The organism is Dactylosporangium roseum (assembly GCF_025264685.1).
GTDB lineage: Bacteria > Actinomycetota > Actinomycetes > Mycobacteriales > Micromonosporaceae > Dactylosporangium > Dactylosporangium roseum.
In genome coordinates, this window is record NZ_CP073721.1 from 5,783,846 (window position 1) to 5,801,663 (window position 17,818).

The following is a 17,818-nucleotide window of genomic DNA, read 5'->3' on the forward strand; positions in this document are numbered from 1 at the left end:
TGCCTTTCGTCTCAGATGCCGAGAGCGAACGGGATGCCGAGCTCGAAGATCGTCGCCAGGCCCTCCTCGAGCTGTTCTGCGGTCTCGACGTGGATGACGGGGAACGGCAGCCCGCCGGGGAACCGCTCGACGTTCCCGGGGCCGACCAGCGCCGCCAGATCGGTGTCCTGCCCGACCAGGTTCGCGAACATGTGCGGCAGGCTGACCATCCTGGTCTGGTTGTGCAGGAACATCTCGCGTACGTCGTCGGCCGAGACCAGCAGCCCTGGCCCCATGCACGACCCCAGGGGGATCTGCGGTGCCCGGAACGGCATCTGATTGATGAACGGCGCCAGGTAATCGACGAGGTAATTGGAGAGCGGCGAGTGGAACGCGACGGTGATTTCGGGCAGGACGTACAGCGCGCCCTCGGGCAGCCGTCCCGCCACCTCCTGCAGCGCCTCCGCGTAACCCGACAGCAGGTACGTGTGCTGGCCGCCCTCGCCGGAGCTCCCGCAGTCCACGGCGACGTAGACGCCATCGACCAGCCGGCCCAGGTACTCCTGGTGCTCGACCCCTGCCGGGATGAACAGCGCCGCCCCTCCCTCGGCGGGCCCGGACGGCTCGGGGGCGTGCCGCAGGTGCCCGAGAAGCGCGAAGAGCTCACGGCGTTCGACCGCGCCGGTCGTACAGGCGGCGACCATCCCACCGAGGCTGACGCCGGTGGTGACGTCCGGCCGCAGCCCGCGCTCGGCGAGCAGGTCGCACACGCCCAGCGCCACCGCCGCCTGCCGGATCGCGCCGACCTGCCGGTACTCGTGCAGCCGGGGCAGCTCCCACCGGCACAGCCGGCCGGGTTCGAGCCCCGACCACTGCTCGACCTGCTCGTAGAGCTCGCGTACCGAGGCAAACTGCTCGTGCAGGTCCAGGCCCGTCCCGGGCCCGTCGAACAGACCTCCGTCCATGATGTAGGCAACGGTCACGGCGACTCTCTCTTCATATCGATGCGGACGTACAAGCCCTGGGAAACAGGGTTTCTCACACGGGTCCGGAAACGAGCGCCTGCCAGGACGGCGGCATGTTCCTGGGGATCTCGATCTCCGTGAAGACCGACGGTTCCTGGGGGCCGTGTTGCCTGGCCCAGGCGGCCATCCGGCGCAGTCCCTCCTCCAGGCCGACCGGGGAGGAGTCGATGCCGAGGACCGAACGCACCTTCCGGTGGTCGGCGTAGGCGTGCGTCACCTCGACCCGGGCCGGCATGTGCTCGACCCGGAGGGGAACCCCCATCACCTCACTGACCGCGGCGGCGAGCTGGTTGAGCGAATAGGGTATGTCGCCACCGATGTTGAAGATCTGGTTGTACGCCTGCGACTGGTTCACCACATCGGCGATGGGCATTGCCACGTCGTCGATGTAGCTGAAGGCCCGCGTCTGCTCGCCGTCGCCGAACACCGTACAGGGCTCGTCGCGCAGGGTCTGATTCATGAAGATGCCGACGACGTTGCGGTAGCGGTCGCCGATGTTCTGCCGTTCGCCGTAGACGTTGTGCGGCCGGAAGATGACGTACGGGAGCCCGAACATCTCATGGGTCACCGCCAGCTCCTGCTCGACGGTGTACTTGGCGATGCCGTAGGGATCGATGGGAGTCGGCGATACGTCCTCGGTCAGCGGGGACGCGGCGTTGCCGTAGACGGCGATGGACGAGGTGAATACGAAACAGCGCACGGTCTCGGCGTTCACCGCCGCGTTGATGAGGTTCAGGCTGCCGAGGACGTTGTTGTTGTAGTTGTAGCGCTTGATGAAGTGACTCAGCCCCTCGGCGGCGTAGGCCGCCAGGTGGTAGACGTAGTCGAAGCGCCAGTCGGCGAACAGCGAGTCGACCAGAGCAACGTCGCAGACGCTACCCGCGACGAACGCGGCGCCCGCGGGCACGTTGGCCGCGTCGCCGCCCGACAGGTCGTCCAGGACGAGAACACGGTGTCCCATGCGCAACAGGTGCTCCGCCACGTGGGAGCCGATGAAACCGGCGCCCCCGGTGACCAGCGAGGTGGGCATCTCACGCCTCCAGAGTGTCGACGACGGCGGGCATCTCGGGCTGCGGTGCGCAGCGGTCGAACCGGGCCACGTGGGTGACGCCGGTGCGCGGATCGGTGTCGCACAGCAGCAGGGCGTCGTGGTCCGCGGCCCAGCGCTCCGCCTCGCGGGCCAGTGCCAGCCAGACGCTGGTGCCGTATCCGCCGGGGGCGACCCGGTGGACCTCCGGGTCCCCCTGGTCCGATCCCGCCAGCCACGGCCCCATCACCGCAAGGGGCGCGTCGGCCGTGTCGGCCAGGGTCTTCAGCCCGGTGTTCGGGTCCTCGCCGGTGCCGAACTCGACGACCGAGGTGGGCCGCCAGGGGCCGGCGCCGGCGTCGAGGCAGAGCAGCACGCCCGAGTCCACCAGTGGCACGCCGCCGTGGACCACGCCGTCGCGGAAGGGCAGCGTGGTCTGCTCCAGCACGGCGATCATGGAACTGCGACTGCGGCCCGACCGGGCGTAGGCCAGTGCCACCCGTAGCGCCAGGAAGGGAGCCCCCAGCCCCTGGCCCGCGATCGCGAAGCTGTGCGCCCGGCCGCCGGTCCGCAGGTTGAGGTAGGACGCCACCGTCTTGTACTGGTTGAGGTCCGGCAGCACGCGGGCGAGGACGACCAGATCGGGAGCCGGCAGACCGGCCGGTAGCTCGGCGACGAGCAGGTCGACCAGGTCGGCGTGGGTAAGGTTCCGTCCGGCCCGAAGCAGCTCCTCCTCGACGCCCAGACCGAAGGCCGCCGCCAGGTCCTGGTTGAACTCGGCCACCTGCGGGTCGTCATGGTACGGCCGTCCGGCCGGCGCCACGGTGACCGCTGCGGCCCTTAGTCCCAGGTTCACGACTGGTGCTCTCCTTCGGTGAAGACCATGGCAGCGAAGGTGAACCCGAGGCCGAGGGCGAAGAACAGGTACTTTCGCCCGGGCTCCAGCCGCCCCTCCTCGCGGAGCGTGACGTAGTTGATCAGCAGGTCGGCCGACAGGCAGTGGCTGTACCGCGGCACGTTGGCCGTGAAGATCCTTCCGGGCGGCAGGCCCAGCTCGCGGGCGGTCTCGTCCCAGAGCACCACATTCGGGTTGGTCGGCAGCACGAGGTGGATGTCGTCAAGCGAGCATCCGGCCTGCGCCACCGCCTTGTGCAGCACCTCGCGCACGATGCGGGGGCGTTCATCGGCGAACCGCTGGTTGAGGATGGAACCCATGCGCATCCCGTCGGAGAACTCCCCGAACGTCTCGGAGACGTAGGACTGGATCCGCGCGCCCCGCCCCGTACGGGACACCAGGCACGAGGCCGCCCCGTCGCCGGCGAGGAAGGTGTTGTGGAACACCTTCAGTTCCCGCGTGAACGCCTTTTCCCCGGTGATGACGAGCGCGCGCGCCTGCGGGTCGGCCTCCGACCGCAGCAACTCGCCCACGACGTCGATCGCCGCCAGCGGGGAAGCACAGTTCTGGTCGGTCAGGGAGAACGCCGTGGCGTGGGACAGGCCCAGCCGATCGGCGAACTCGCGGGCGACGTCGACCGTCGACGGGGCGACCTCCTGCGACGCCCGGGCGTGGACGACATACCTGATCGTCGCCGGATCGGTGCGGGCCAGCAGCCCTCGCGCCGCCGGCAGAACCAGGTCGTAGAGGTCCAGGCCGGGATCGCACCGCATCACGTCAAGGCCGTGGATCTTGCGAAACAGGTGGCGTTGGGCCGGGTTGAGTCCGAGGGTGTCGCACTGCTCCTCCACGGTGACCGAGCGGTCGGGGAAGAACGATTCGACCGCCTCCAGCGTGAGGGGACCGTTCAGCACGCCGACCTCCCGACCTCGCGGGCGCTCACAGGGCGATACCGCCGTCGACACGCAGGACCGTGCCCGTCACGTAGGTGGCGCCTAGCAGGTAGGCCACCGCCTCGGCCACCTCCTCGGGGGCACCGGCCCGCCCCAGCGGAACGCCCGCCAACGCCTGCGTGAGCCGGTCGCCGGACAGGTCCGCCAGTATCTCGGTATCGATGAAGCCCGGCGCCACGACGTTGGCGCGGATCCCGTAGCGGGCGGTCTCCTTGGCCAGCGCCCGGGTGAAGCCGATGACCCCGGCCTTGGCCGCCGAGTAGTTGGTCTGACCCGCTCGGCCGACGATCCCCGCGACGGACGAGATGTTGACGATGCTTCCGGCCCGCCGTTTGAGCATCCCGAACACCGCCGCCTGGCACACGTGGTAGGTGCCCGTGAGATTGACGTCGACCACTTGGTGCCACTGCTCGTCCCTCATCGATACCAGTGGCGCGTCCCGGATGATCCCCGCCGAGGTCACCACGGCGGCAATCGGCCCGAAATCGCGCTCGATCCCGGCCACCCAGTCCTTGGCCTCGGCCGCCTGGGCCACGTCCACCGCGGTCGCCGTCAACCGCGCGCCGAGCGGGCCGAGCTCCCGCAACAGCCCCTGGGCCGCGCCGTGCTCGGCCCGGTAGCAGAAGGCAACGTCGAACCCGTCCTCCGCCAGCCTGCGCACCACGGCCCGCCCGATGCCGCGGGACCCTCCGGTGACCAGCGCGACCGGCCGGTCGCTCACCGGTCGACCAGATGCTCGGCGACGACCTGGACGGTCACCGGGGGTACGGCGGCGTCGATGACGGGCGTCATCGGCGAACTCCGGCGGTGCGGACGACCCGGCGGCCGGTCCTTGCATCCCGTTCACGCATGGCTGTCCTCCAATGCCCGTGCGGAGCTTTTCGCAATGAGATCGATCAGCTGAGCCTGCCGGAGCGCATCGTCCACCGGGCCGGCGTCCGCGCGCGGGCCGCGGACGGCGCGCGCAAACGCGGCCAGGGTCAGCTGGAACTGGTCGACCGGAGGACCCGTGAACTCCTCGACGCCGTCGCCGGTGACCAGCCGGACCGGCGGGGCGAGCTGCGGCGGCGGCGTGAACGCCCGGCCGACCTCGAGCCGTCCCGTGCTGCCCCAGAGCGTGTAGGCGCACCGGTAGAAGTGCTCGAATCCGAACGTCAAGTGCGCGGTCACACCGTCCGGCCGCGCGAGCAGAGCGCTCCCCGCGATGTCCACGCCGTACCGCGGCTCGCGCCGTGCCACGGCGCCGACGACCGTCAGGTCCTCCCCCAGGAACATCCGCGCCGCCTTGGCCGGGTAGACGCCGGCGTCCAGCAGCGCGCCCCCACCCAGGTCGGGCCGGTATCTGATGTCGCGGTCGGGCAGCGGGGGAAAGGCAAACTCGGCGTGCAGGCTGCGGAGCTCGCCGATCCGGCCCGACTCGACCAGCTCGCGCGACAACCGGTGGACGGGGTGCCGGTGGAATGTCAGGTTCTCCATGAGGACCAGGCCGCCGGCCCGCGCCAACCCGGCCAGGTCGGCGGCCTCGGAGTGGCTCGTGGCCAACGGCTTCTCCGCCAGGACGTGCTTGCCGGCCGCCAGGGCGCGAGACGCCCACTCGTGATGCAGGCCCGTCGGCAGCGGCAGGTACACCGCCTCCACGTCGGGCCGGCGCAGCAGGTCGTCATAGCTCTTCTCGGCGTCGGCTCCGAAGGCGGCCGCGCACTTCGTCGCGCGCTCCGGAGCACGGCTGGCCACCGCGACCAGCTCGACGGACTCCTCGGCGCGCATCGCCGGCAGCGTGCGGCGCAGTGCGATGTCGGCGCAGCCCAGCGTGCCGAACCTGACGGCCGGCGCCGGGCTGTCCCTCACCACAGGCTCTGCACGCAGGCGATGAGGCTGCGCGCTTCGATGTTGACGTAGTAGCCGTGCTTGAGCAGGGACGTGACCTGACCGGCCGTCACCCAGCAGTATTCGCCGGGCACCTCGTCGGGGAAGTCGTCACCGGCGTCCACGATGAGGTAGCGGTTCTCCGACCGGTAGAACCGGCCGCCCTCCTCGGCCTGGACGGTGTCGAACAGGATCCGGTCGGCGGGCGCGTTGAGCACCTCGTTCAGGAACAACGGCTGCGGCCCGGCGTGGTTGCTCGGGTTGCACTGCACCGTCGGGCCCATCTCCACGCGGTCCAGCAGGCCCGCCTGGAACCGGGCGTGCACCAGCAGGTGGGCGACCCCGTCGATGACCTTGGCCAGAAACGCCACGACGCCCATGCCGTGCGGGTAGAGCATTGGCTGGTCCCAGGTGACGATCTCGCGCTCGCTGGCCCGGACCCGCACGCCGACAATGCTGAAGTGCCGCCCGTCCTCGTGGCTGATCGTGTCGGGCGTCCGGCGCCAGCCGGCGAGCCCGTCCAGCGACGCGCGACGGGTGACCAGCTCGTGGCGATTCTTGGCCTCGGTGAGCCAGCTCAACAGCTCCTCGAGGCTGTGCCGGGTGCGTCCGCCGGGGAGCAGTGAACGGACCAGCGCGGACAGCACGTCCGCGCCGTCCGGGTACGGCCGGTCCGACGGAAGGGAATAGGGAAGGCAGGCCAACACCGTCCTGGTGTCCATGTTGACCAGGCAGTCGGTTCTCAACAACCGCCGGAGTTCCTCGACGGGCACCCAGCGGTGGTTGTCGTCCTCGGGAACGTCACGCGTCGCCCGGACCACCATGTTGCGATTGCGCTTGCCGTAGAACCAGGAGCCCTGCTCCGACTGGAGGACATCGACAAGCGTCACCCGTTCCCGCGAACGCGTGAAGTGCTCCAGGTGCTTGGTGCGATGCCCCTGGTGTACCTGCGTGTAGTTGCTCCGGGTGGCCTGCACGGTGGGTGACACCTGGATCGTGTTGACGTTCCCCGGCTCGGCTTTGGCCTGGACGAGGCCGAACAGGCGCCCGCTGACGTCCTTGACCAGCATCCCCAGAATGCCGATCTCCGTCTGCCGGATGATCGGTTGGCTCCACTCGGGGACCGTCCCATAGCTGGTGCGCACGTGCAGGCCCTCCACGGCGAAGAACCGGCCGCTTGCGTGCGTCAGGTCGCCGGTGACGGGGTCGGACCGCCATTCCTTCAGGTCGTCCAGCCCGACCCACTCAACCTCGCAGCCGGTGGCCAGCGAACGTTCAGCGAACCAGTCCAGAAACGCCTGGCGGTCGTCCTGGACGTGGCTAACGGGCATCAAAGGTCCGCCATCCGTGCGCCTCTTCCATCCGGGGCTACTTGAAACGCTCACCGCAGGGTGGCCAACATGGCTTCGGCGGCCATCTCGCGGTCGTCCGAGAGCAGCCGGAGATCGGCATCGACCATCATCGCCACGAGTTCCTCGAAGGACACCTCCGGCTTCCAGCCCAACTTCTGGCGGGCCCGGCTCGAATCCGCGCACAGGGAATCGACCTCGGCGGGCCTCAGTAGGCCGGGGTCGGCGCGCACGTAGTCGCGCCAGTCCAGGCCGACGTGCCGGAAGGCCAGGTCAACCAGCTCGCGGACGCTGTTGGTGACCCCCGTCCCGAGCACGAAGTCCTCCGGCCGGTCCTGGGCGAGCATCTGGACCATGCCCCGGACGTAATCGCCGGCAAAGCCCCAGTCCCGCTGGGCGTCGAGATTCCCCAGCCGCAGCTCGTCGTGCAGTCCGAGTTTGATCGCAGCGGCGGCGAGGGAGACCCGTCGGGTGACGAATTGCGGTCCGCGCAACGGGGATTCATGATTGAACAGAATTCCCGACACTGCGAACATTCCATAGGATTCGCGGTAGTTCTGCACCATGTAGTGGCCGAATACTTTGGCGACCCCGTAGGGGCTGCGCGGATGAAATACCGTCTGCTCATTCTGCGGCGTGCGCCTGACTTTTCCGAACATTTCGGAGGACGACGCCTGATAGAAGCGTGGGCAGTTCGCCCCAGGGGTAACCGACGCGGTGACACCCGCGACCACGCGCACGGCCTCCAGTATGCGCAGCACACCCACGCCGGTGATTTGCGCGGCCGTATTCGACTGGCGCCAGGAAACCGGCACGAACGACAGTGCCCCGAGATTGTAGACCTCGTCGGGCTGGGCAGTCTCCACCGCCGCGATCAGGCTGGATTGGTCGAGCAGGTCACCGGAAAGGAGCTTGATTTCGGGTCGGAGTGGGCGCCGGTTGGGATCACAGACCGATCTCTGGCCGCGCACGACCCCGAAGACCTGATAACCTTCGGACAGGAGCTGCTCGGCGAGGTAAACACCATCCTGGCCCGTTATGCCGGTGATCAGCACTCTCCTGGCCAGGGTAGCCTCCCCACGAACGGGCGACTGATCGTGCCGCAAGTCGCCGCTATTGGAAACGCCTTATGTAATGGCGTCTCCGGTAGCTTACGCCGGGCCTGCCGGGAACAATAGAAGTGAATGCGTTTAGTAGTGAATCTACTAGTGCGGCGATCCGGTTCGTAGGAGGTCTTCGCAGGTCGCGAGGGCTCTGCGAATGACCGGCCGAGTCCGACGGGCCGCGAATGGATCTCGACCGGCGCAGCCAACAGCCGGTCCGTCGCCGCCGTAGAAGCGGCCCGAGCAGCTATTCGACAGACCCACTATGTGCAGACATTCGGCACCACCGGCACACCACTGTGGTTCCCTCGTAGCGTGGCGGCGAGGACATGAGCGATAGAGGCGCACAGCCGAGTGAGACGCCGGTTCATCGGGAGTTTCGCGCGGGCGCGGTCCCGATCGTTCGGAAGACCGGTGAGTCGGCTGCGGCCGGACACCAGTTTCGCACCCGCGCCGAGGCCCGCCCGAAGATCGTCACCTGGACCGCCGGCTTCTGCAGCCAGCGCCGACGCTCCGTCCGCGACTGACAGTCACCGACGGGAACGATCATCAACAATCCATAATGTTGACACCCGGCCGCATACTGCTTCCTCCACGTTTCCAGGAGACTGCCAGCTATTGAAAAAACTCTCAGCGAATTCGCAGCAGTGAGTTTTGCCACACACAGGCCGCTGGCAATCACCGCTCGATACGCTTCCGAATGATCCTCCGGGTGACAGCCGACCGCTTGATGGCTATATTCATAGACGTCCATGTTATCTAGGCGGTCATCCCGCCAGAGCGCACCCGGAGCACCTTTGGCTCTTCTGCTAGCGTGAATCTGCCGACGGCGGGCGCGGCGGTACCTGACCACAGCAGGTAATTGTGCGCCTTGCCGCCGGTTGCCATGGCCTCGTCTCCTCCCTAGCAAGCTCCGACCACTCCACCCGGCGCCCTGGCTGCGTGGGGCTGCCTCATGGAACGGGATGGAACACCTAGAGGGTGACGCATGACAGGCGATCAATACCTGGGGAGCATATGCGTTACGGACCTGCCTTACCTCAATCCGACCCGCTTCTGACGTCCCCCCCGCCTGGCGCGGCCGCTGCGCACGAATTTCCGGCGCAGCGGGGCGCGTCAGAGCCGGACCGGTGTGCCACGAGGGTGCCGGTAACAGCGCTGCTTGCCGCCGATTCGCCGCGGCTCGGCGGCGAAGACGGCGAGCACATCCGTATGCTCGCCGAGGCCGGAGACAACCTTCCACCGATCATCGTGCATCGCCAGACCATGCGCATCGTCGACGGCATGCACCGCTTGGCCGCGGCGGTCCTGCGCGGTGACGAGACCATCGAGGTACGCTTCTTCGACGGCACCGACCGGGAGGCGTTCGTTCTCGCCGTCCGGGCCAACATCACGCACGGGCGCCCGTTGTCGCCGCAGGACCGGGTCAGCGCCGTCGGGCGAATCATCCGCGACAATCCGGAATGGTCGGACCGCGCGATCGCAAGCGCCATCGGTCTCGGCCCGAGCACCGTCGGCTCGATCCGCAAGCAGATCGAGCCCCACGACGACATCGTCCGGGGTGCCGAGACACGAGTCGGCCGCGACGGGCGACGCCGGCCCGTCGACAACTCGGAGGGTCGGCGGCGAGCCGCTGGAGTCATTCGTGAGACCCCGGACCTGCCGCTACGCGAGGTCGCCCGATTGGCCGGCGTCTCGCCGACGACCGCGCAGGACGTGCGTAAACGCCTGAGCCGCGGCGACGAGCCGGTGCTGTCGGGGCAGTCGATCCGGGAGGGCCGCGACGGGCGGAGGCGCCGCAACGCGCGCCAGGTGGTCGATGAGCCCCGGCAGGCGGGACTGGAGAAGGTGCTGGAGGGGCTGCAACGCGACCCGTCGCTGCGTTTCAGCGAGTCCGGCCGCATCTTGATCCGGTGGCTGAGCAGTCACGCGGTCCGCTTCGAGGACTGGCTAGAGCTGTCGAAAGACCTGCCCGCGCACTGTAGCTACGTTCTCGCCGACCTGGCGCGTCGGATGTCCGCCGAGTGGCAGAAGATCGCCAACGAACTGCAGATCATGGACGAGACGTGAGCGAACTCGCGGACGGTGACATCAGCGCCCCGCCGCCGGTGACGGTCCGGATGGCGCGCAGCAGGTCTTCGGCGATTCACGGCGGCCGAGCGGCGAGGATCCGGGCGAATGCCGGCGAAACGGGCGTCCCGCGCTTGCCGGTGTGGCGCGGCAGAACTCCGGGACGGCGGGCCGATCGAGAACGCTCAGGTGGGTGTGTTCCTGGCGTATGCCTCGCCGCGGGGGCGGGCGTTGATCGATCGGGAGCTTTATAATATCTGCCGAAGGAGTGGACCACCGACCGGCAGCGGTGTCGGGAGGCTGGGGTCCCGGACGCGGTGCGGTTCGCGACGAAACCGTTGCGACGCAGGGATGGTGGAGCGGGCGATCGAGGCGGATGTGCCGTCCGGTTGGTTGACGGGTGATGAGGCTTACGGGCAGGGGCATTGCGTAGTCGGGCATCGGGGCGTTGAGCAGGGGTTTCGAGGGGTGGTTGGCCTCTGGGGAGGCGACGGAAGCGGGTGAGGCCGCATCGGTGATCATGGAGTTCTCGACGCTCCGGACCACCGCAAGGACCTCACCCGCAGATGGCATCATCTCTCATCGCCGCACTGACCGTTACCGCACCCGGCAGGGACTGCGGACCGGCGCCGGTCACCGACCGTGAACACCGTGGGCTGCTCCACGTCCTGGCCGCTGTTGCGGACCCTCGTGATCCGCGGGGCGTGCGCTACCCGCTGACCGCGCTGCTCGCGGTGGCGGTGTGCGCCGTGATGGCGGGCGCATCGTCGTTCGCCGCAATCACGGACTGGTTGCACGACCTCGACGAACGCGCCCGGCAGCGGCTCGGGTTCACCGACGGGGTGCCGGCCGGCACGACCGTGTGGCGGCTGCTGACCCGCCTGGACGACCGGCAGCTCAGCACCGTCCTCGCCAGCTAGCTGCGGACCCGCGCCCGCAGTCCGAAACGGCCGGGGCGGCACCGCACCGTCGTCGCCGTCGACGGCAAGACCCTGCGTGGCGCGCACCTTGCCGGCGGCCGGCAGGTGCACCTGCTGTCCGCCGCTGGACACCGGCACCGGCATCGTCCTGGCCCAGGCCATCGTGGACGCCAAGAGCAACGAGATCCCGGCGTTCACGCCGCTGCTCGACGCAGTCGAGACCACCCTGGGCAGCCTGGACGGGGTCCTGTTCATCGCCGACGCCCTGCACACCCAGACCGGCCACGCCGAGGAGGTCACCCGCCGCGGCGCGCACCTCATGGTCCAGGTGAAGGCCAACCAGCCGACCCTCTTCCAACAGCTCAAACGCCTGCCGTGGGCACAGGTCCCGGCCGGTGACCGCACCCGCGACCGCGGCCACGGCCGCCGCGAGACCCGCACCGTCAAAGCCCTCACCGTCGCCACGCCCGGCGGTATCGCGTTCCCGCACGCCCAACAAGCCGTCCGGATCACCCGAACCCGTGTCGTAGCAGGCAAAACCAGCCGCGAAACCGCCTACCTCACCGTGTCACTACCCGCCGCCGAGGCGCTGCCACGCGAACTGCAGACCTGGATACGCCGGCACTGGCACATCGAAAACATGATCCACAACGTGCGAGACGTGACCTTCCGTGAAGACCACCACCAGGCCCGGACCGGCACCGGACCCGCCGTCATCGCCACTCCGCGCAACACCGCCATCGGCTACCACCGCACCACCGGCGCCACCAACATCGCCCGCGCCACCCGCCAAGCCAACCGCCGCTCACACGACCTGATCACCAACGTGACCAGCGGTTACCCGACTATGCAATGACCCCGGTCGATCTCCCAGGCTCGCACCGATGCCAGCGAGAAGATCTCGACGTTCACCGATCTGGCGAGAGCGATCCGTCCGGCAAGCACCGACGAGGCGAGGGCCTTCTTCGGACGGGCAATCGACACCGCCGACAAGATCGGTGATGACGTGAGGCGCCGATTGGACGCGATTTACGCCGTCGCGCGTCAGGCATCGAAGGTGGGCGAGGACAGCGAACGCGCCTACCTCACGGCCAGGACATTCGAAGCGCTCGCGGAGTACCTCGGCGACGCCGCCGACCACGAGCGATGCATCCAGACTGTTGCGCAGTTCAGCAGATCTAGTGCCGTTGCGCTGGCCGGGAGATGGCGCAGCCGGCGGTTCGGGGCGGCCGACCGAGTATTGCAGGCGCTGCTGGAGTTCGAGACCGGACTGTCTACGCGCGCGTCGAACGGTGCGGTGGCGTTGCTCCCGTTGGCGGAGACGTTCGATGTTCGCGGCGTGCTCAAGGACTCGCTGCAGTCGGGCACGGTCGACGCCGCGCGGCTGTTCGACGTCGTCAGCCGCTATGACCGCACGGCCTGGCATCACCGCGAGTACTTCGACGAGCTCCACGCCTTGGCGCGCCGGTTCTCAGTCGACCTCGACAGAACGAGCTACGCGCACGACAGCTACCGACAGCGCGTCTTCGATCCGCAGAAGCACTCGTCGCACTACACCAGCAGTTCGTGGTTCGATCGCGACGCGACGTATGAGGCGCGCCGCACAGCAGACCTCCAAGCCCTGAACTCGCTGGATCTCAGCGACCCAGACGACCTCGAAGCCGCCCGCCGTATGTGCGAGAACCAAGAGCGCAGCGTCCACACCAACGACTTCGTCGATGCCGTGCTTGCCACCCCGGCGCGCCACCTCAGCAGAGCGATCGGAAACGTTCGTAACAACAGCCGCCTGAGCGCGTACATCTACCGCTCACTGCTGGAACGACTGACGGCCGCCAGCGGCCTACCCCGCGCAACGGTTGACGCCACGCGGGATCTTGCTCTTCATGCGGTTCACCGATTCTGCGATCAGATCGCAGGGGCCTACAGGTATCAGGGGCTGGAACCGGAACTGCTGAGTCGTGCCACCGGTCGCCGGTCCGATGACCTGTACGACCTTGCGCTGGTCGAGGTCGGTGCCCGTGGCGACTTCCTCGACGCCGACGCCTGCTTCGGTCTGGTCTACACGCTCGCTCCGCGGCTGCTACCTGAACAGGCAAGGGATGCGTTCGACCAGGCTATAGCGGAACTCGACTACCTCAATGACGCGGATACAGGCGATGGACCGTGGCGCGCTGACCTGGCTCCATCGGATGACCTGCACCGCTGTGTCGCCGGCTACATCTGGTCAGTACTGGCCGACCCCGACGAATCGATCCGCTGGCGGGCCGCCCACGCCGTACACCTGCTATGCGAACTTGGAGCCCAAGCAGAGCTACGAGCGCTCGCTGAATTCGCTGGAACAGTTACAGGCGGACCGTTCAATGACGCTCGCCTGCCCTTCTACGACAAGAACGCGCTGATGTGGCTTCTGTTGGCGATCGAACGCGCCAGCACCGACTCCGCCGCAGAACTGGGGGTCTTCGAAGACATACTCCGCAAGGCCGCGTTTGGCACCGAGCAGCACATACTGCTTCGGGAGGCGGCACGACATGCGCTGACCGCCCTAGACGACCACGGCGTGATAGACGTCGGCAGCAGCGGACGCGACCGCCTTGCGGCAGCCAACCGTCCAGTCGGCCAGGTGCTCGAAAGGACACGGCGCCCATCCTGGTATCAACGAACTCGCCGAGCAGCCGGCGACGGCTACGAGTTCCGGTTCGACTTCGACGAGCACTGGATCGAGCCGCTCGCAAGGTGCTTCGGACTGCAGGTCGACGACGTCACACGACGAATTAGTGATGTGATCACCGGGTCCTGGGCGGTAGAAGTGTCGGCCGGCCGTGCCCAAGACCCACGCCAGATCCGGAACATTCTCAAGGACGAGAGTACCTTCTACTACAAGAGCGACATGCCAACCGTCCACGACCTCGACTTCTACCTAAGAGGTCCTAACAAAGTCGTACGACGTGTCGGTACGTGATGATGCAGGTGGCGAGGCCGAGGAACGCTTCGTGAATGTCGTCGCGGCGTTCCCAGCGGATGCGGAGCCGTTTCATGCCGTGGTACCAGGCGATCGTGCGCTCGATCACCCACCTGTACACGCCCAGGCCGGAGCCGTGGGGCTGGCCTCGGCGCGCGATGCGTGGTCGGACGCCCTTGGCCCGCACGGCCTTGCGGTACTTGTCGTGGTCGTAGGCGCGGTCGGCGAACACCTCGTCCGGCCGCTGCCGGGGCCGTCCGCGGCGGCCTCGTACCGGCGGGACCTTGTCGATCAGCGGGAGCAGTTCGGTGACGTCGTTGCGGTTGCCGCCGGTCAGTGACACGGCCAGGGGAATACCGGCGCCCTCGGTCAGGACGTGGTGCTTCGAGCCCGCTCGGGCGCGGTCGACCGGGCTCGGGCCGCTTTTGGGCCACGTCGCGCCGCCCGCACGTGCGAGGAGTCGATGACCGCCCTGGACCAGTCCAGCTTCCCAGCACTCTGCAGCTCGGCAAGCAGCAGTTCGTGCAGCCGCTGCCACACTCCGGCGGAGTTCCACTCCTCCAGGCGCCGCCAGCAGGTCATCCCGGACCCGAACCCCAGTTCCTGGGGCAAGAACTCCCACTGGATCCCGGTGTGCAGCACAAACAGAATGCCGGACAACACCTGCCGGTCCGGCACCCGCGGCCGACCCGGACGCCGTGGGTCGCGCTTGGGCTTGGGCAGCAACGGCTCGATGCGCTGCCACAGCCCGTCCGGTACGATCCACGGCGGCTGCTCACCACGCCTCACGGCCGAAGATGTTAGATCATCCTCCACAAAGGACGGAAGACCCTCGCTCAAATTTGTTAGGACCTATAATACTCCAGCCGCACTTCAAGGAGGCCGAGTCTTCGCTGGTAGTGGCTGGTTCTGGCTCTGAACTGATGGCGTCGGCGCCATCGTGACCATCGATCGATGTGCTCGCCTGGTCGGATGGTGGTGATCAGGTGTGCCAGGAGACGTCGGACCTCGCCGAGGGTGAGCGGGATGAGTCCCTGTTGGTCGGGTGCGGTGCCCCTTTTTCCGCGTTCGTGGCGGTGACCGTGAGGAAGGCGTGGGCAACCATAACGAGAGTTATGTGGCGGTACCAGGCGTCGTAGCGGCGGACCTGGTAGTGGTCGGTGCGACACGAGGTCGCACAGTTCCGAGTGAACACGCAGGTAGGAGGCCGTCTATGGCGGTTGCGTGATTCTGGGCGAGTGTTCGACGCCTGTCTCCGCCTCGACGTGCGTCGCGGGTAATTGCGGGGTGCGAAGCTCGGGGTAGAAGCCCAAGGGTCTCCGATTCGTCCGGTGACCACAGGCAAGGAGAAGGCCGGACGGGTGAACACCAGTGAACCCTCGATGACGCCTCGTGAATCAGATCCCCGGGTGGACGGAGTGTGACCGGGGAACAGGGCCCGGCCGTTGGGAGACGGCAGGCGGCGACCGGGGAAGACCAGCCGGTCGCGGGAACACCGCCGGCCTCGGGGTATAGAGGGCGCCCAACCCGGCCGTGTCTCGGAGGTGCGGAACGTGGAAACCCCGTCCGGGTCCAGGTGCTCGATGCCTGGTAGGCCGACCGTAAGGGGAGCTGATGCTTTGGTGGGAACAGGACGCTCAAGAAGCGAATGCCGGTGCGCCGAAAGGCGGCAGGAAACCGCAGCGTATGGCCGTGCTCCTGACGGTTGGTGCGGATAACTGGCCGGATACCGGTCCTGGTGGCCGGGCCTGAAAGGGCGCTGACGTGAGCAGGTGGCTGGTGAAGACCGAGATCGTGAGTCGTGGGAGCCGAGGGGCAAGTTGGACACCGATGGTGAACGGACCTGAGGACGCATCCGTGAGCTGGTCCACTGTGGACTGGCGCAGTTGTGAGGATGACGTACGACGACTGCGCAGGAGGATCTTCAAGGCGACACGGGAGCAGGACTGGGCCAAGGTCCGGTCGCTGCAGAAGATGATGTTGCGGTCGTGGTCGAACGTGTTGGTCAGCGTCCGGCAGGCGACCCAGCGCAACGCAGGTCGCAAGACCGCAGGGGTGGACGGGGAGGTCGCACTGACCTCCGCGGCGCGGATGGAGTTGGCGGTGCGGGTGCACCGCTCGACGACGTCCTGGCAGCCTCTGCCGGTCAGGCGCGTGTATATCCCGAAAGCCAACGGAAAGCTGCGCGGGCTCGGCATTCCGGCGATCATGGACCGCTGCCATCAGGGCAGGGTCCGCAACGCGCTGGAGCCCGAGTGGGAAGCCCGGTTCGAGCCCCGTTCGTATGGGTTCCGGCCGGGACGTGGCTGTGCTGACGCAATCGCGTCCCTGTTCACGACGTTGCGTGGTCCAACCGCAAAACGGACATGGATTCTGGACGCCGATCTGACCGCCGCGTTCGACAAGATCGATCACAGCCACCTTCTGACGGCGATCGGGTCGTTCCCGGCCAGGGACATGATCCGGGCGTGGCTGAAGGCGGGCGTGTTCGAGCACGGCAAAGGGTTTGCACCAACTGACGAGGGAAGCCCTCAGGGCGGGGTGATCTCGCCGCTGCTGTTGAACGTGGCGTTGCACGGGCTGGAGGGGGCTGCCGGGGTCCGATATTACCCAGCGGGCCGTAAGGACGCGGGGAAGGTGGTGGCGGACTCCCCGGCATTGGTCAGGTACGCCGACGATCTTGTTGTGTGCTGCCACAGCCAAGAGCAGGCGCAGCAGGTCAAGGAACAGCTCGCCGCATGGCTGGCGCCCAGAGGTCTGGCCTTCAACGAGGACAAGACGACCATCGTCGCCCTCGAACACGGCTTCGACTTCTTGGGGTTCAACGTCCGTCGTTACCGACGCGGCAAGTTGCTGATCAAGCCGAGCAAGACGGCGGTCAAGCGGATCCGGGAACGGCTCGCAACGGAGGTCCGCGCATTGCGCGGCGCCAACGCGATGGCGGTCATCGCCCGACTCAATCCGATCATCCGGGGTTGGTCGGCCTACTACCGGATGGTGGTGTCCAGCAAGACTTTCCACTCGCTGGATACCCAGGTGTGGCGGTTGACCTACAAGTGGGCCAAGTTCCGCCACCCGAACAAGTCGAAGACGTGGGTTAGTGCCCGCTACTTCGGCCGGTTCAACAAGTTCAGGAACGACCGGTGGGTATTCGGCGCTCGCGACCGTGCCGACAAGCGCGGCGTGCCGTATCTGACCAGGTTCTCCTGGACCGACATCGTCCGGCACCACCAGGTCCAGGCCGGGGCGTCTCCAGACGATCCCGACCTGATCGACTACTGGGCCGTGCGGCGGCGACGGAGCAAACCCCCGCTGGACAAATACACGCTGCGCCTGCTGGAACAGCAGGACGGTCACTGTCCGGCATGTAAGGAGGTGATCCTCACCGCCGACCAGCCACCACAGTCCCCAGGCGAGTGGGAACGATGGTGGCTGAGTGTCACCCGCAAGGCCATCGAATACGACTACCTCGTCCACGATGGACAGTCGGGCCGACCCGGCAAGCCGGATGGTGCATCAACCCGCCTGATACACGCTTCCTGCCAACGGACTCGCCATCCGAACACTGGCAGGGAGGCCAGTGCCCCATCTTCACCCCAGCCCATCGCGGCTGCTTGAGCCGGATGCCCGGAAACCGGGCACGTCCGGTTCTGAGGGGGCCCCGGCGCAGCA

The 17,818-nt window shown here is 67.6% G+C and carries 13 protein-coding genes and 3 pseudogenes; 6 read left to right on the plus strand and 10 right to left on the minus strand.

Going from position 1 to position 17,818, the window contains the following annotated elements:
* Nucleotides 1-11 precede the first annotated feature (11 nt).
* The 8 genes from Drose_RS27030 to Drose_RS27065 form a co-directional block, all read right to left on the minus strand.
* Nucleotides 12-962: a hypothetical protein gene (locus Drose_RS27030; RefSeq protein WP_260724131.1), complete on the minus strand. Its 951-nt coding sequence runs from the start codon at nt 960-962 to the stop codon at nt 12-14.
* A gap of 55 nt (nt 963-1,017) precedes the next feature.
* Nucleotides 1,018-2,034, minus strand: coding sequence for an NAD-dependent epimerase/dehydratase family protein (locus tag Drose_RS27035; RefSeq protein ID WP_260724132.1), 1,017 nt, complete (start codon nt 2,032-2,034; stop codon nt 1,018-1,020).
* Nucleotide 2,035: 1 nt separating this feature from the next.
* Nucleotides 2,036-2,887: a hypothetical protein gene (locus Drose_RS27040; protein ID WP_260724133.1), complete on the minus strand. Its 852-nt coding sequence runs from the start codon at nt 2,885-2,887 to the stop codon at nt 2,036-2,038.
* Nucleotides 2,884-3,840, minus strand: a complete 957-nt coding sequence (locus tag Drose_RS27045) for a 3-oxoacyl-ACP synthase III family protein (RefSeq protein WP_260724134.1) — start codon at nt 3,838-3,840, stop codon at nt 2,884-2,886. The genes Drose_RS27040 and Drose_RS27045 overlap by 4 nt, the downstream gene beginning before the upstream one ends.
* 25 nt (nt 3,841-3,865) lie before the next feature.
* On the minus strand, nt 3,866-4,600 hold the full coding sequence (gene fabG / locus Drose_RS27050; RefSeq protein WP_260724135.1) for a 3-oxoacyl-ACP reductase FabG: 735 nt from the start codon (nt 4,598-4,600) through the stop codon (nt 3,866-3,868).
* Between the two features lie 122 nt (nt 4,601-4,722).
* The gene (locus Drose_RS27055) at nt 4,723-5,727 is read right to left on the minus strand and encodes a Gfo/Idh/MocA family protein (protein ID WP_260724136.1); all 1,005 of its coding nucleotides are present in this window, start codon (nt 5,725-5,727) and stop codon (nt 4,723-4,725) included.
* Nucleotides 5,724-7,076 carry an NDP-hexose 2,3-dehydratase family protein gene (locus Drose_RS27060; RefSeq protein WP_260724137.1) on the minus strand — a complete coding sequence of 451 codons (1,353 nt, stop codon included), beginning with the start codon at nt 7,074-7,076 and terminating at the stop codon, nt 5,724-5,726. The genes Drose_RS27055 and Drose_RS27060 overlap by 4 nt, the downstream gene beginning before the upstream one ends.
* 50 nt (nt 7,077-7,126) lie before the next feature.
* Nucleotides 7,127-8,149 carry a GDP-mannose 4,6-dehydratase gene (locus Drose_RS27065; protein WP_260724138.1) on the minus strand — a complete coding sequence of 341 codons (1,023 nt, stop codon included), beginning with the start codon at nt 8,147-8,149 and terminating at the stop codon, nt 7,127-7,129.
* A 1,029-nt stretch (nt 8,150-9,178) separates the two neighbouring features.
* Between Drose_RS27065 and Drose_RS27070 the strand changes: the two genes are divergently transcribed.
* The 5 genes and pseudogenes from Drose_RS27070 to Drose_RS27090 all read left to right on the plus strand — a co-directional run bounded on the left by Drose_RS27070 (nt 9,179) and on the right by Drose_RS27090 (nt 14,146).
* Entirely contained in the window at nt 9,179-10,267 is a 1,089-nt protein-coding gene (locus tag Drose_RS27070) for a ParB/RepB/Spo0J family partition protein (protein WP_260724139.1), read from the plus strand.
* 136 nt (nt 10,268-10,403) lie between these two features.
* Nucleotides 10,404-10,687: pseudogene (locus Drose_RS27075) on the plus strand (transposase); the annotation flags it as partial.
* A gap of 146 nt (nt 10,688-10,833) precedes the next feature.
* Entirely contained in the window at nt 10,834-11,187 is a 354-nt protein-coding gene (locus Drose_RS27080) for a transposase family protein (protein WP_260724140.1), read from the plus strand.
* A gap of 76 nt (nt 11,188-11,263) precedes the next feature.
* Entirely contained in the window at nt 11,264-12,043 is a 780-nt protein-coding gene (locus Drose_RS27085; protein ID WP_260724141.1) for an ISAs1 family transposase, read from the plus strand.
* A gap of 162 nt (nt 12,044-12,205) precedes the next feature.
* Nucleotides 12,206-14,146, plus strand: coding sequence for a hypothetical protein (locus tag Drose_RS27090; protein WP_260724142.1), 1,941 nt, complete (start codon nt 12,206-12,208; stop codon nt 14,144-14,146).
* On the opposite strand, the pseudogene Drose_RS27095 reads toward Drose_RS27090, so the two are convergent.
* A pseudogene (locus Drose_RS27095) lies at nt 14,115-14,962 on the minus strand (IS5 family transposase). The gene Drose_RS27090 and the pseudogene Drose_RS27095 sit on opposite strands and share 32 nt — an antisense overlap.
* A 166-nt stretch (nt 14,963-15,128) precedes the next feature.
* Nucleotides 15,129-15,305, minus strand: a pseudogene (locus tag Drose_RS39385) (IS701 family transposase); the annotation flags it as partial.
* A gap of 698 nt (nt 15,306-16,003) precedes the next feature.
* Here Drose_RS39385 and ltrA point away from each other — a divergent pair.
* A complete protein-coding gene (gene ltrA / locus Drose_RS27105; RefSeq protein WP_260724143.1) occupies nt 16,004-17,764 on the plus strand; it encodes a group II intron reverse transcriptase/maturase in 1,761 nt (586 codons plus the stop codon).
* The last annotated feature ends 54 nt before the right edge of the window (nt 17,765-17,818 follow it).

Excerpts from the sequence above, each read along its gene's own strand:
- Drose_RS27035 (WP_260724132.1), bottom strand. The coding sequence starts at position 2,034 with ATGCCCACCTCGCTGGTCACCGGGGGCGCCGGTTTCATCGGCTCCCAC.
- Drose_RS27060 (WP_260724137.1), bottom strand. The coding sequence starts at position 7,076 with ATGCCCGTTAGCCACGTCCAGGACGACCGCCAGGCGTTTCTGGACTGG.
- Drose_RS27080 (WP_260724140.1), top strand. The coding sequence starts at position 10,834 with ATGGCATCATCTCTCATCGCCGCACTGACCGTTACCGCACCCGGCAGG.